At 50.7% G+C, this 14210-nt stretch carries 11 protein-coding genes and 1 tRNA gene; 3 read left to right on the top strand and 9 right to left on the bottom strand.

From position 1 onward, the window contains the following. Positions 1-68 precede the first annotated feature (68 nt). The 7 genes from ACR809_RS20180 to proB form a co-directional block, all read right to left on the bottom strand. Positions 69-791, bottom strand: coding sequence for a hypothetical protein (locus ACR809_RS20180; RefSeq protein WP_162992559.1), 723 nt, complete (start codon positions 789-791; stop codon positions 69-71). Between the two features lie 89 nt (positions 792-880). Further along, positions 881-2353, bottom strand: a complete 1473-nt coding sequence (locus ACR809_RS20175; RefSeq protein WP_122051535.1) for a hypothetical protein — start codon at positions 2351-2353, stop codon at positions 881-883. Next, the gene (locus ACR809_RS20170) at positions 2304-4871 is read right to left on the bottom strand and encodes a hypothetical protein (protein WP_122051534.1); all 2568 of its coding nucleotides are present in this window, start codon (positions 4869-4871) and stop codon (positions 2304-2306) included. Before ACR809_RS20170 ends, ACR809_RS20175 begins: the two co-directional genes overlap by 50 nt. Before the next feature lie 402 nt (positions 4872-5273). Beyond that, entirely contained in the window at positions 5274-6470 is a 1197-nt protein-coding gene (locus tag ACR809_RS20165) for a tyrosine-type recombinase/integrase (protein ID WP_122051533.1), read from the bottom strand. 163 nt (positions 6471-6633) lie between these two features. After that, positions 6634-6709 (bottom strand) — tRNA-Thr (locus ACR809_RS20160). A 113-nt stretch (positions 6710-6822) separates the two neighbouring features. Beyond that, complete coding sequence (gene proA / locus ACR809_RS20155) at positions 6823-8076, bottom strand: glutamate-5-semialdehyde dehydrogenase (protein ID WP_122051532.1); 1254 nt, start codon at positions 8074-8076, stop codon at positions 6823-6825. 10 nt (positions 8077-8086) lie between these two features. Further along, positions 8087-9190 (bottom strand): glutamate 5-kinase, encoded by a 1104-nt coding sequence (proB, locus tag ACR809_RS20150; RefSeq protein ID WP_004144574.1) that lies wholly within the window; start codon positions 9188-9190, stop codon positions 8087-8089. Between the two features lie 289 nt (positions 9191-9479). On the opposite strand from proB, the gene phoE reads away from it, so the two are divergent. Next, positions 9480-10532: a phosphoporin PhoE gene (phoE, locus tag ACR809_RS20145; protein WP_122051531.1), complete on the top strand. Its 1053-nt coding sequence runs from the start codon at positions 9480-9482 to the stop codon at positions 10530-10532. Between the two features lie 44 nt (positions 10533-10576). Here phoE and ACR809_RS20140 read toward each other — a convergent pair whose 3' ends face one another. Then, complete coding sequence (locus tag ACR809_RS20140; protein WP_004191825.1) at positions 10577-11143, bottom strand: C40 family peptidase; 567 nt, start codon at positions 11141-11143, stop codon at positions 10577-10579. 412 nt (positions 11144-11555) lie between these two features. On the opposite strand from ACR809_RS20140, the gene ACR809_RS20135 reads away from it, so the two are divergent. Together ACR809_RS20135 and ACR809_RS20130 are read left to right on the top strand one after the other, a co-directional pair. After that, on the top strand, positions 11556-12425 hold the full coding sequence (locus tag ACR809_RS20135; RefSeq protein WP_122051530.1) for a DMT family transporter: 870 nt from the start codon (positions 11556-11558) through the stop codon (positions 12423-12425). Between the two features lie 95 nt (positions 12426-12520). Further along, a complete protein-coding gene (locus ACR809_RS20130; protein ID WP_004177299.1) occupies positions 12521-13186 on the top strand; it encodes an HAD family hydrolase in 666 nt (221 codons plus the stop codon). A 473-nt stretch (positions 13187-13659) separates the two neighbouring features. Here the strand turns inward: ACR809_RS20130 and ACR809_RS20125 are convergent, their stop codons facing one another. Beyond that, positions 13660-13830 (bottom strand): LysR family transcriptional regulator, encoded by a 171-nt coding sequence (locus ACR809_RS20125; protein WP_085386411.1) that lies wholly within the window; start codon positions 13828-13830, stop codon positions 13660-13662. Between the last annotated feature and the right edge of the window lie 380 nt (positions 13831-14210).

Here is a 14210-nt window from a genome sequence, read left to right as displayed (position 1 = left end):
CAGGCGTTAAAGTTTGGTTAAATGATAACCTCTAACCATTCCTTCTGGTAGAAATAATCTTTGGAGTATTATTGAAATTGCTCAAATATACCATGTAACCCAATAAATTTTATTTTTAGTGCAGGATCATGCCTTAGAACAGTCTCAAGTGAGTTCCGCTCATAAATTATTGATTGTGCTTGTAAGGAGCCGTTCCATGATGGCAAAAGCAGTAAAGCAGATGTTTCCAAATCAATACCCCACCAATCGTTAACATAGCAATTTAAAAAATCAACAAGAGCCTTAATCGCAATAAAAGCATCTTTTTCAGTATATGTTTCGGGATCGAGGGATATACCTGATATATTACTTTTAGCTTGTTCGGAATTAATATTAGACTGGTGTTGATAAGCAATTTTTCCTTCACCCGGTTTAGTTTCTATTGTATCAGTGAAAATTTTAATCTTAGGATGCACCAATGCATTTCGTTGTGCTATTAATTCTTTTATTATTTGTGTTTGAGCGGTCCCACGAGGTAAAGATATGTCTTTATGCCATTGAAGAGTATAGTCAAATTTATCAACTGAAGAGAGCCTGTCAATTTCATCTTTTAACTTTTTCGTTATTTCTATAGAAGATAAAAATGAGTTAGCTGCAGCCTCAATAGCGTAGTTAATTGAAAGTACACTTGATTTGGCAAGTGTTTTTTTGATGTGTGATTTTTTTGTTGCAGCTGATAATTCATAAAGAGTTATTGCATCAGAAAAAAGCTCAAAAAAGCTGTTCTTGGTTATTTCAACTTTTCTTTTCACACGCAGCCCTCTGCATAAAAAATAAAATCATATAGACAGAATACAATTTCCTATAATCTTTATATTCTACTGATTGTTGATATAAATGGCTATCGAGAATAAGAACTGGGTTTAGGGAAACCACCTCTGACGACGACAACAACAATTGCAACTTGAGATTGACCTGTTGGATGTGTGAATACTTCAATATCATCCTCTATTACTCCCACCGGCGCTGATTTTGACGTTGATTCCAGAACAACCAAAATACCGATACGCTTACCTAATCCAATGGCATAAGCTGCTGTTTGATCGAAATATTTTTGAAAATCCTTGGGGAAAAGAACCTTATTATTTTCAACTTTTAGTTCTATCGGAATGTCTTCAAATGTGAGATCCGTTATCCCGCCAGCAGCCTCTGGATGGCCTTGTAAGTTCTCGCCAATCTCATTCCTACTTCTAAGCATTTCGGCTATTTTACGCTGAAATTTTTGCTCTGATGTGCCAGCAATAAATAAACTAGCTTTAAGAGCTTGTGCTGCAACATTTCCTAAGCCGCCAAGTATAACCATTGTATTAGCAATGTCATCTGAGTGTAATCCAGGGAAAGCTCGTAATATGTTACGAATTTTTATAAGATGCCTATCGACGTTTGAAAATCCAGTTAATGGAGCTTGAGCGGAATCACTCCCTTCAAGTAGTAAGCGCCTATGTCCTACGATAGCAAGATTTTGGCAATTACTTAAATTGTCAAACTCGGCAGCATATAGGAATTCGTAAGGTCTCGAGCCAAATGAATTTGCCACTTCCAAGACGACACGACCGATCCCCTTCAGTGTGAAGGGGCCTTCCCCCTCTGGTTTCTCAAATCTAAAATCAGGCAACCAGTCTCGCTCACGAGCATCAATTGTCACTGGCTTTAATGAGAGGAAATTTGCACTTTTTGGCCAATTTGAAACCCTGACCTCTATGTTAAGGTCATAAGCCGTACCCGGTTTAAGATAATTCCATTGCTGAGCTGGTTCCCCATCAATATCAAACTTTAAAAATGCAACTGTTGATTCTTGTGTTTTATTCTCTTTTGTCCCTTTACTAGATATTCCTTGCCTAATCTCCTCAATATTTTTATCGCGAAGATTTGCGAATAAGAGTAGTGGCAATGACCAGCTTGTTAACTGGTCTTGTATTTGTTTTAATGAATCTAATTTACTGATTGAACGGACTTGCTCTATAAATTCATTAAATTGTTTGTTCTCCGAGAGACTCGGCGTCATGTCGATCTCTGATGCTTTTAATTGTGCTGAATTTAAAAACCTTTGAGCATCAGTCTCAGCATTACGTATAGCATGTTTCCACTCAGCTAGAGATACAAATATAGTCATTGCTATGTAATATGCACGATATTGATCTTCAACATATCCCTGACCGAGCTCATCGAGCGTTTCATTGAGCTTTTGACACGCTTCTTTAAGTTTCACCAAGTCATTCGGAATGGACTTGAGTGCACCATCCAACGCTGCTGCAATCTCAACTCTAGGAGAAAAAGCTTGGCGGAAAATCTCGAAATTTGGCTCGTTCTTCATATTCTTTCTCCAACTCAGCCGTAAGGCCATTCCATTTTTCAATTAAGCCATTATAGGGTTCGCAAACACTTATGGCATGTTCAATGCTAGTTGCTTCTGTAACTAAAGCAGCCTTAAGTTTCCATTGTGTATTTCTTTCATCATTTGGAATTTCTTCCAGTAGTTCCTTTAAACAAACATTTGCAGTTACGTTATCACCACACTTACTTAACGCAGCCACGTACACTAATGCTTCAATAAATTGTTGAGGTTTAAATGGTTTCAGAGCATTGAATGCTTTTTGGAGTTCGTCTTTACAATTTCGAAGCTCATCATGTGGCGCTCTTAATATCACTGAGATGCAGTCATCAATAGAAATACTGCGAGTATACTTATCCTGAATTGCTTTGAGTGCGACTTTGACAAAACCGGGAATATCATCAAAATGAAAACGCAATCGATTGATAGCATCATAAAGTGCACTTCCTTCTAAAATTAATAATATATTAGAGAGAAGCAATCCAATTTTTCCCTTTCTATCTTCATCTGATAAGCAAAGAGAAGCAAAAACGTCAATGCATTCTACAATGAAATTATCTTTTTTATCTTGTTGAGTATAATAGCAAATTAGATTCCATAGCCGGGTTCTCACAAGTCCCCGTTTATCCTCAGGAAAAGATCTACGGCTCAAAGCGCGAACAGCATACTGATGCACCATAACATATTGATCTAATAGCAAGACTGAATATGCTTCGAAGAATAAATCTGGGAAATTCTTCACTAAATCATAGGGAACATTTTCCCAAGCTTGTACGGCACGGGCTCGAATCAATGTACTCTCATCCATAAGAGCACGATACCAATCAGAGAGCACTAGTGTTAGGCTGTCAATACCAGTTAATAACTTAGAAACATGGGCAATCATGTTCCCACGCATTTGAGTTTGTTCTTCTGGTAAGCTTCTATAGAGCTGAAGAAAATCATCGATTCCTTCGCTCCCTCTAGATTTAGCTCCAATCGCAGCCCATTCAATCAATGCACCCTGTAAGCCATCAATAGCATTACGCTTATTACTTTTATCTAAATGATCTAGAAAACTCTCATTTATTTCTATGACTTTTTCTTTATTCAACGCCTCAAATTTCTCGCTTAGCGTTGCAGCCGCTCCGATCAAATCGTCAAAATTATCAACTGCAAGCTCAGCAAATTCGTCCCAAGAGTGTCTAAAGAATTGTCCTGCATCATCCATGCTATCCTCTGGATTTTCCACTGCAGCCCAGAGCAAACGCCTAAAAGCTATTTTTTGCGTCTTTCCTATTTTACTTTTTTTTCTATAGTTATTTCGCAGTACAGATCTGTAAGCTCTATTGGCCTCATGTCTCCCAATATCATCTTTGTCAGCAAGATAGGATTGAATAACTTTATCGCTTTCATCGGGAAATCTATCTAAGCATTTCGTAGCAGCCTCCCGAAGAAAGAAAAGAATGCTGCTATCTCTCCGCTCCTCCGGGAGTAGAGTCCGTCGACGCATCAGCTTAGCAAATATACTTCTAATATGTCTTAGAAGCAGCTCATCATCATCCGATGCAATAATTATCTCAATAGCAAATTGAAATTTTCCCCGATGAGTATCTTTTATGTATTCATCAACCACATCACAGATATCAGCTTGTCTTTTTTTAAAAAGTGACTGAATCGGGCCTTTATTAAGTACTTTTCGCTCAAATGTGCCAATCATCATTCCAGGAGGAGATTCAACAGCCATTCTCACAAAGTGGTAAAGGACTTTTAAGAAATCATCTTCAGACAGATTCTCTGCTTCCAAGAGGATTGCTTCTATAGCAGGTGGACAATATTCGAAGTTGTTTATTAAATATACTGAAATTGCCAGTTTTTCCGCTTGTGATAATTCAGTTCTTATTAAAGCTTTTGCTGCTGGCATTGAATATGGTAATTTCTCATGTAACACTGCGGGCAACAAGTGTTCAATTATTTTACTTGTAAATGTCTCAGGTGCCAGATTAGCAAGTTGTTCCAAACGGGGATCGTTGTTCTCTATATCCTCTTGATCGAGTTCATCAAGCAAATCAAGCACAAACGTTTCTTCTAGAGTAAGGGAAAGACGTAATACTGCTCGTTCTTGTTGTCTATTGAGCTGCTTCTGCTTTCTCTGCCTTTCTTCTTCTTTGCGAGCCAAATTTCGTTCTTCGGCAGATTTTTCTCTTGGGCCTACAAACTCTAAAATATTGGGAAATCCCACCGGAACCCGTTGATTACAATGTTTACAGTTCTGTTTATAGAAGCTGTAAACCGAGTCTTCCAGCAGCCAGCTAAGCATTGAACTTTGCTTAACAAATTTGCATTGAACTCCCATGTGACCAATGGGTAACCCTGTTTCAGCCTCAATCATGCCTCTCCCCTCTGATCGAATGAATTCAGAGTGAGAACACCAGTTACTAAGTAGGTGTACAGCACGGAGATTTCGTTGACCAGCTTCGATTGCCTCTTCAAATCTTTTTTTATCTTCAAAATCATCCATTTAGATAACACCCTTATAAGGAACATGTACTCATCTAAAATGCTGTAACCGGATTATTATACCTAAAACAATGAATGCTGTGTATTATGAAATGTGATATAAGTCAATTAGTTACATATAAAAACCAACTCACATCCAAAAGGATAGTATTTCAAGGTTTGTAGCATCATTAAATGTGAACTTATTTATCGCCCCCTCAAGTTAACTAATAAATAAGTTATTATTTACATATACTTCTGGAATTTAGAAACCTTATATTTAATAGTTGAGGAAGTTAATAATCAACTTGAGTGTGATTCATAAAAAAATAATTATTATTTTCAGCCCCTCCATTATGGAGGAGCAATAATAGTATTGTTTTCCTGTATTCCTTACGATCCAGTTAGGCTTAGAGAAATCTAATTATGAAGCACTCCTGAGAGCAACCCTTCCAATTTTATCAATATAATCCGCATACCACTGCATCATCTCTCTCCTGCCTTCCAAATACAGCGCATGGTTGTACATCCCACGAATCGCATTCTTATCGACATGCGCAAGCTGGGTTTCAATCCACGCTGTATTGAACCCTTTCTCATGCAAAATTGTACTCATCGTGTGCCTAAAACCATGCCCTGTTACCTTCCCCGTATATCCAATCCGCTTGAACACCTGATTTATACTCGCTTCGCTCATCGTTTTGCGGGGATCATTTCGCCCTGGGAATACCAGTGGATATTGCCCAGTCATCACTTTGAGCTGCTGTACGATTTCCAGCGCTTGGGTAGAAAGGGGGACAAGATGGGGTCGTTTCATCTTCATACGCTCAGCAGGTATTTCCCACACCGCTTTTTCAAGATCAAACTCACTCCAGGAAGCACCTCGGAGCTCGCCAGTGCGAACTCCCGTAAGGATCAGCAGACGTGCTGCAAGAACAACTAACGGGCTTCCTGTGTAGCCTGCGAGGGCTTTAAAGAAGTCTGGTAGCTCCTCAACAGTCAGGAAGGGATAATGCTTTGATTCATGCCCTGACATCGCGCTGGTTAGATCTGCTGCAGGGTTGTATTCCGCACGGCCAGTAACGATGGCGTAACGAAAAACTTCGCTGCAGCGCTGGCGAACCTTCTTAGCCTTCTCTGTCGCACCACGGCTTTCCATTCGACGCAGCACATTAAGCAGAACCAGCGGTTTGATTTCATTAACCGGTTGTTGGCCGATATAGGGAAAAATATCTTTATTAAAGGCTTCGATAATGTCCGAGGCATAACCTTCTGACCATCGGCTCACCTTCGTTCCATGCCATTCAAGTGCCACAGACTGAAACGTGTTGTTGAGTTGCACATCGCGAACCAGCTTTTCTTCTTTCTTGGCAAACGATGGATCGATACCTTCGGCCAGTTTTTTCTTGGCTTCATCACGTAGCGCCCTCGCTTGTGCAAGAGATACTGCCGGATAGACTCCAAAAGCCAGACGCTTCTCTTTTCCATTGAAGCGATATTTCATTCGCCAGTATCGAGAACCAGAGGGCACAACCTCAAGATACAAACCAGCACCATCTGCCAGCTTGTAGGCTTTCTCTCTGGGTTTAGCAGCATCTACCTGCCGCGCATTTAACTTCATTGGGGGCATCTCCCTGGACCGAACACAGAATGCCCCCACTTATGCCCCCAACTGTAACTTGATTCCGGTTGAGTCCAGTTGATAACAGGAGATAAAATACGGGCCAGAAACCGCAGTATACGGGCTTTAAGTTGATTTCGGTAGACTTGGGAAGAGTTTGAAATGGTGCCGATAATAGGAGTCGAACCTACGACCTTCGCATTACGAATGCGCTGCTCTACCAACTGAGCTATATCGGCCCTGCAAGAGGTGTTCACGAGCGTGAATCACGAGGCAAAAGGTTAGAACTTAGCGGGCGATGCGTCAATAGCCAGTGGAATCAACTGCCTATTTTTGCATCGCCCGTTCTCATTTACGCACGAATGGTATCGTCGCCGAAACCAATCCACTTATAGGTGGTTAACGCTTCCAGCCCCATCGGGCCGCGGGCGTGCAGCTTCTGGGTGCTGACCGCCACTTCCGCGCCGAGGCCGAACTGGCCGCCGTCGGTGAAGCGCGTGGAGGCGTTCACATATACCGCGGAAGAGTCCACTTCATTGATAAAGCGGTTGGCGTTACGCAGGGTGCGGGTCAGGATGGCGTCGGAGTGCTGGGTGCCATGTTCGCGGATATGGGCGATAGCCTCATCCATATCAGCCACCACTTTGACGTTCAGATCCAGCGACAGATACTCGTCGTCATACTGCTCCGCTTTCACCGGCTCGACCTTCGCTGGGCCGTTTTGCAGCGCGGGGAGGGCGGAAGAGGCGGCGTGCAGGGTGACGCCGCTCTCGGCCATCTGCTTGCTCAACGCCGGCAGGAAGGTATCGGCGATGTTGCGGTGCACCAGCAGCGTTTCCACGGTATTGCAGGTGCTCGGCCGCTGGGTCTTGGCGTTGACGATGATCTTCAGCGCGGGGGCGATCTCGGCGGTTTCATCCACGAAGATATGGCACACGCCAATCCCGCCGGTGATCACCGGGATCGTTGACTGCTCACGGCACAGCTTGTGCAGGCCCGCGCCGCCGCGAGGGATCAGCATATCGATGTATTTATCCATCTTCAGCATTTCGCCCACCAGCGCGCGATCCGGGCTCTCGATAGCCTGTACCGCGGCGGCCGGCAGACCGCACTCCTGCAGCGCCTGCTGGATCACCTTCACCGTGGCGGCGTTGGTGCGCCAGGTCTCTTTCCCGCCGCGCAGGATCGCCGCGTTGCCGGTTTTCAGACACAGGGAGGCGACGTCGACCGTCACGTTAGGACGCGCTTCATAAATCACGCCAATCACCCCCAGCGGGACGCGGCGACGTTCAATACGCAGACCGCTGTCCAGCAGCCCGCCGTCGATCACCTGGCCGACTGGATCGGCCAGATTGCACACCTGGCGCACATCGCTGGCGATGCCGCTCAGACGCGCCGGGGTCAGCGCGAGGCGATCGAGCATCGCTTCACTCAGGCCATTGGCGCGAGCTTCGGCTAAATCTTCCGCGTTGGCGCGCAGAATATCGTCGGTCTGCGCTTCCAGATAATCGGCGATCTTTTCCAGTACCTGATTCTTTTCCCGGCTGGAGAGTAACGCCAGCTGCCAGGAGGCCGCTTTGGCGGCAATGCCCATTTGTTCCAGCATTTTCAGCTCCTTAACGGATGATCATATCATCGCGGTGGACGGCCACCGGGCCGTATTCATAGCCCAGAATGGCATCGATTTGCTGCGAGTGCTGGCCGGCGATAAGGCGCAGCGCATCGCTGTTGTAGCGGCTGACGCCGTGAGCGATGTCGCGTCCTTCGCTATTGCGGATGCGGATCACTTCGCCGCGGGAGAAGTTGCCGCTGACGATTTTGATCCCTTTTGGCAACAGCGAGCTGCCTCTTTCGAGGATCGCCTGGGTCGCGCCCGCATCGACGGTGATTTCCCCCGCCGGCGGCGCGCCGAAGATCCAGCGCTTACGGTTCTCCAGCGGAGACTCCTGGGCGTGGAAGCAGGTACCTACCGGCAGGCCTGCCATCGCATGGCCGATGACGTCCGGACGGTTGCCTGCGGCGATGATGGTATCAATCCCCGCGCGGCAGGCGACGTCCGCGGCCTGCAGCTTGGTGCCCATGCCGCCGGTGCCGAGTCCGGAGACGCTATCGCCGGCGATGGCGCGCAGCGCGTCGTCGATGCCGTAGACGTCTTTAATCAGCTCCGCCTGCGGGTTGCTGCGCGGGTCGGCGGTGAACAGGCCTGGCTGGTCGGTTAACAGCAGCAGCTTATCCGCCCCGGCGAGGATCGCGGCCAGCGCGGAGAGATTGTCGTTATCGCCCACTTTGATTTCCGCGGTAGCGACGGCGTCGTTTTCGTTAATGACCGGGACGATGCTGTTATCCAGCAGCGCGCGCAGAGTGTCGCGGGCGTTGAGGAACCGTTCTCTGTCTTCCATGTCGGCGCGGGTCAGCAGCATCTGGCCAACGTGAATGCCATAGATAGAAAACAGCTGTTCCCACAGCTGGATCAGACGGCTTTGTCCCACCGCCGCCAGCAGCTGCTTGGAGGCGATGGTGGCGGGCAGTTCCGGGTAACCAAGGTGCTCGCGCCCGGCGGCAATGGCCCCGGAGGTCACGATGACAATACGGTGTCCCATGGCGTGCAACTGTGCGCACTGGCGCACAAGCTCGACGATATGGGCGCGGTTCAGGCGACGGGACCCGCCTGTTAAAACACTGGTGCCCAGTTTTACCACCAGCGTCTGGCTTTCACTCATGATTCTCTGCCGTTCAAAAGGAATATCGATATCGAGCTGATGTTGTAGCAGGAGTCGGCCCGCTTGCCAACACCCGGGGCGGCGGGCGCGCCATTTTATTGCGCGGGATCGGGCATTCTGGAGAGGGAATGTGACAAAAATATGTCAGATACATTTAAATACCCTTTTTTATAAAAAGTTCCATCTTGTCATAAATATTTAATATCCCGGCGTTAAAAAACCTCCAGTTTTTGATGGGCGAGCGCCCGCAATTGAATAGCGCGTATAAATAAATCACCAGGACTGAATAATGAAAAAGAGTACTCTGGCATTAATGATGATGGGCTTTGTGGCTTCAACAGCGACGCAGGCAGCGGAAGTTTATAATAAGAACGCGAACAAGCTGGATGTGTACGGCAAGATCAAAGCCATGCACTATTTCAGCGACTATGACAGCAAGGATGGCGATCAGACCTACGTGCGTTTCGGTATTAAAGGCGAAACGCAGATTAACGACGACCTGACCGGCTATGGCCGTTGGGAATCTGAATTCTCCGGTAACAAAACCGAGAGCGACTCCAGCCAGAAAACCCGTCTGGCGTTCGCCGGCGTGAAGCTGAAGAACTACGGCTCCTTCGATTACGGTCGTAACCTTGGCGCCCTGTACGACGTGGAAGCCTGGACCGATATGTTCCCGGAATTCGGCGGCGATTCCTCTGCCCAGACCGATAACTTTATGACCAAGCGCGCCAGCGGCCTGGCGACCTACCGCAACACCGACTTCTTCGGTCTGGTGGATGGCCTGGATCTGACCCTGCAGTACCAGGGTAAAAACGAAGGCCGTGAAGCGAAGAAACAGAACGGCGACGGCGTCGGCACCTCGTTAAGCTATGATTTCGGCGGCAGCGACTTCGCCGTCAGCGCAGTCTACACCAGCTCCGACCGTACCAACGATCAGAACCTGCTGGCCCGCGGCCAGGGTTCGAAAGCGGAAGCCTGGGCGACCGGCCTGAAATATGACGCCAACAATATCTACCTGGCGACCATGTACTCTGAAACCCGCAAGATGACCCCGATCAGCGGCGGCTTTGCCAACAAAGCGCAGAACTTTGAAGCGGTGGCGCAGTATCAGTTCGACTTCGGTCTGCGTCCGTCCCTCGGCTATGTGCTGTCGAAAGGGAAGGATATCGAAGGGGTGGGGAGTGAAGATCTGGTTAACTACATCGACGTGGGCCTGACCTACTACTTCAACAAAAACATGAACGCCTTCGTGGATTACAAAATCAACCAGCTGAAAAGCGATAACAAACTCGGCATCAACGATGACGACATCGTCGCGCTGGGTATGACCTACCAGTTCTGATTAACCGCAGAACCACCCGCCGCAGCCCTGGCTGCGGCTTTTTTTTAGCGGCGATTCTTCGCCAGATGCAGGGTGTCGCTGTTCATGGTGATCTGCGCGTTATACTCCTTCGGCAGACGACGTGCCTGATAGAACGCCGATTCCCAGTAAGGGTTGTCCAGCGAAGAGCGCATCACGCCCTGGCTGCTCGAGGCGTGAAGGAAATTATGATCGGTATCGTAAAAGCCAACGTGCATCCCGGCCCGGGTGCGGAAGAACACCAGATCGCCGGGACGTAAATCCCGCTTATTGACCCGCACGCCCATGTGCAGCAGCTCGCGGGTGGTGATCCGCTCCATCGGCAGGTTAAAGCGATCCTTCAGCGTGCGCCAGACGAAACCCGAGCAGTCGACGCCGCTTTGTTCAGTACCGCCCCATTCATAGGGGGTTCCCTGCCAGGTGTGCATCTGATCATGCAGGGCCGCCACCACCGGGATCAGATCGTCCGATCCGCTATCAATGGTCATATCCGCATGAGATTTTGTGTTCTTTGCCTGTTTCGGTGAGGAGGAGCATCCTGCCAACAACAAAAAAGGAATTAAAAAGAGAGCATGCGTCAGTTTTGGCTTCATATCGTTATTTTCGAAGTAGCAAGCAGACTGCTTTGTTTTATAGCCGATTAAAAACCACGGCTGAATAAGCCGAGGCCGCCTTTACGTTTATTTACGATTAAAAATAAACAACCTCGGGCTGGATCAGCCATAAAGGGCAGTTGTCACTCCGCAACGGTCTGTGCCAGGATGCTGACAGGAACATTTCACGAGGCATTCCATGACGCATTACGCCATCTCTAGCGAGACTTTGCCCGGCGCCGCTTTCGACGCGGGGTGGATGACGTCTGCGCCTCATCATCGCTTCGCCACGCTCTGCCCACCGCCTCCCCCTCCAGACCGGGTAGTTTTCGGCGCTTAACGCCGTCTTTAGCAGGCGCTTACCTGCCGGTATGACGCTTGATACCTTGTGTTTGACGTTCTGGAGCATGCTATGCACGTTCGCTATTCTCTGCTCGCCTCGCAGGCGACAACGGCCCTTTTTGTGCTGCTGTGGGGCAGCGCGGCCATCTTCACCCGCTGGGGACTGGATAACGCCTCGCCGATGGCGCTGCTGGTCTTTCGTTTTCTGGTTGCCCTGGTCGCGCTGGCGCCGCTGGCTATCGTCCGTCGGCGCTGGCTGCCCGCGCCGGGCACCCGCCTGCAGACAGCTGCCACCGGTCTGATGCTAATTGGCGGCTATTCGGTCTGTTACTTCGAGGCGATGGCCAACGGCGTGACGCCGGGACTTATCGCCACCATCATGGGGATTCAGCCCATCCTTACGCTTTGCGTGGTGGAGCGCCGCCTGCAGGGGCGGCGGCTGTCAGGACTGCTGCTTGCCCTGGCGGGGCTGGTGCTATTGGTGTGGCGCAGCCTGGCGGCCTCACCGATGGCGACGGTGGGGATCCTGTTTGCGCTGGCGGCTCTGCTGCTGATGACCTTTGGCGCGCTGTGGCAAAAGCGCAACCGTCAGGCGCCGGCGGATGTCCTGCCGCTGCAGTACGCCGTCAGTCTGGGGCTGTGCCTGCTGATCGCCCCGGTCAGCGGCTTCCAGTTTACCGTTAACGCCGGGTTGATTATTCCGGTGCTGTTTCTCGGGCTGCTGATTTCGGTGGTCGCCCAGCTGCTGCTGTATCGTCTGCTGAGCGCGGGAAATATTGTTAATGTCACCAGCCTCTTTTATCTGGTGCCAGTGATCACGGCGCTGCTGGATTATCTGCTGCTGGGCAACCGGCTGCCGGCGGCGGCGATGGTCGGTATGGTGGCGATCATCGGTGGGATCGTGCTGGTGTTCCGCACCGCGAAGATCCGCGCCGGCTGATGGCGAGCCGGGCGCTGCGGCGTCCGGTTCATTTTCCTGTCATCTTTTTTACGCATGCTCCCGGCAGCTTATTTTGACCAGTAAGGGAAAGTACCATGGGCAACACGCTGACGATTTTTGATCTCGATAACACCCTGATACAGGGCGATAGCAGTACGGTCTGGAGCCAGTTTATGGTTCGCGAAGGGCTGGCGACGCAGAAGGGGTATCTTGCCCGCGAGGCGCGGCTAATGGCGGATTATGACCGGGGAGAGATGAATATCGCCGATTATGTGGCCCTGATTCAGGCGCCGTTGGCCGGAATACCGAAATCGGACGTTGACGCGCTGGTGGCCCGCTGCGTGCGCGAGGCGATCCTGCCCCGGGTCTATCCGCAGGCGTGGGAGCTCATTCGTCGTCTGCGGGCCGAGGGAGAGCAGATGCTGATTATCTCCGCCTCGGTTAGCCTGCTGGTGCAGGCGGTGGCCGCCGCGCTGGAGATCGATCAGGCGCTGGGTATTGACGTGGCGATGGTCGACGGCGGCTACAGCGGTGAAATCACCGGGATCCCCAGCTATCAGCAGGGGAAGGTGGCGCGTCTGGCGCAGTGGCGCGAGGCGCATCCGCAGTATGACGGCGAGGTGACGTTCTATACCGATTCCATTAACGATCTGCCGCTGTGCCTGCATGCGGATCGCGTGCGGCTGGTCAATCCCTGTCCGCAGCTGCAGGCGGCCGGTGCCGGATACGGCTGGCCGGTGCTGAGCTGGCGGCTGGAATAGCGGAGCGGATAAATTTTTCTACAGGCCTGTGGGTTCAGTCGTCCCAGTCCGGATAAACCCTGTAGGCCGGGTAAGGCGCCAGCCGCCACCCGGCATAAACGCAGCTCCGTGCCTGATGCCATCGCCCGGCGGCGCAGTTGCTTGCCGGGCCTACAGACAGTCGGAGCCGGACGAGTAGGCCGGGTAAGGCGCCGCCGCCACCCGGCGAAATATCGGCGCAACCGGAAATGTCCCTGCCCGCGCTGCGCTTAGCAGGGCTACAGCTTCTATGTTACTTCCGGGCCGATTGCGCTCCCGGTTAATTGTCTGCGTTATGGCAGTCATGGCGCTGGGAGCGCACAGGGGGCGGCCAGTCGCCGCCGCCCCCTGTACCCCCGGGCTCCGGCCAGCAACATCGCCGCTGCGCGGTGCCTTCGACTTATCCCTGCAGGCTTCGGGTCGGGCCGAGGCAGCGTCCCTGCAAAACACGGCCCTCAGCCCGCATCCATGCGGGCTGCCCCGGCCTTCCGGGAACGTCTCAGCGATGTTGAGGCCGCCAGCACCGGCAGTTTCAGCAGCCCCTGCGCCAGCGGTGATTTGGGGTTGTAGGCCGGGTAAGGCGCAGCCGCTACCCGGCATAAACGCAGCTCCGTGCCTGATGCCATCGCCCGGCGGCGCCGTTGCTTGCCGGGCCTACAGACAGTCAGAGCCGGACGAATAGGCCGGGTAAGGCGCAGCCGCCACCCGGCATAAAAGCAGCTCCGTGCCTGATGCCATCGCCCGGCGGCGCCGTTGCTTGCCGGGCCTGGAGACAGTCGGAGCCGGACGAGTAGGCCGGGTAAGGCGCAGCCGCCACCCGGCATAAAAGCAGCTCCGTGCCTGATGCCATCGCCCGGCGGCGCCGTTGCTTGCCGGGCCTGGAGACAGTCGGAGCCGGACGAGTAGGCCGGGTAAGGCGTAGCCGCCACCCGGCATAAAAGCAGTTCCGTGCCTGATGCCATCGCCCGGCGGCGCAGTTGCTTGCCGGGCCTGGAGACAGTCAGAG

Origin of the sequence: Klebsiella sp. CD33 (genome assembly GCF_051992865.1) — a bacterium.
GTDB lineage: Bacteria > Pseudomonadota > Gammaproteobacteria > Enterobacterales > Enterobacteriaceae > Klebsiella > Klebsiella pneumoniae.
Note: the sequence above shows the minus strand (reverse complement) of the source record. Positions and strands in the feature narration are given on the sequence as shown.

Bases quoted from the DNA above. Each gene is read 5' to 3' on its own strand.
- ACR809_RS20175 (WP_122051535.1), bottom strand. From the start codon at position 2,353: ATGAAGAACGAGCCAAATTTCGAGATTTTCCGCCAAGCTTTTTCTCCT.
- ACR809_RS20170 (WP_122051534.1), bottom strand. From the start codon at position 4,871: ATGGATGATTTTGAAGATAAAAAAAGATTTGAAGAGGCAATCGAAGCT.
- ACR809_RS20165 (WP_122051533.1), bottom strand. From the start codon at position 6,470: ATGAAGTTAAATGCGCGGCAGGTAGATGCTGCTAAACCCAGAGAGAAA.
- proA (WP_122051532.1), bottom strand. From the start codon at position 8,076: ATGCTGGAACAAATGGGCATTGCCGCCAAAGCGGCCTCCTGGCAGCTG.
- proB (WP_004144574.1), bottom strand. From the start codon at position 9,190: ATGAGTGAAAGCCAGACGCTGGTGGTAAAACTGGGCACCAGTGTTTTA.
- phoE (WP_122051531.1), top strand. From the start codon at position 9,480: ATGAAAAAGAGTACTCTGGCATTAATGATGATGGGCTTTGTGGCTTCA.
- ACR809_RS20140 (WP_004191825.1), bottom strand. From the start codon at position 11,143: ATGAAGCCAAAACTGACGCATGCTCTCTTTTTAATTCCTTTTTTGTTG.
- ACR809_RS20135 (WP_122051530.1), top strand. From the start codon at position 11,556: ATGCACGTTCGCTATTCTCTGCTCGCCTCGCAGGCGACAACGGCCCTT.
- ACR809_RS20130 (WP_004177299.1), top strand. From the start codon at position 12,521: ATGGGCAACACGCTGACGATTTTTGATCTCGATAACACCCTGATACAG.
- ACR809_RS20125 (WP_085386411.1), bottom strand. From the start codon at position 13,830: ATGGCATCAGGCACGGAGCTGCGTTTATGCCGGGTAGCGGCTGCGCCT.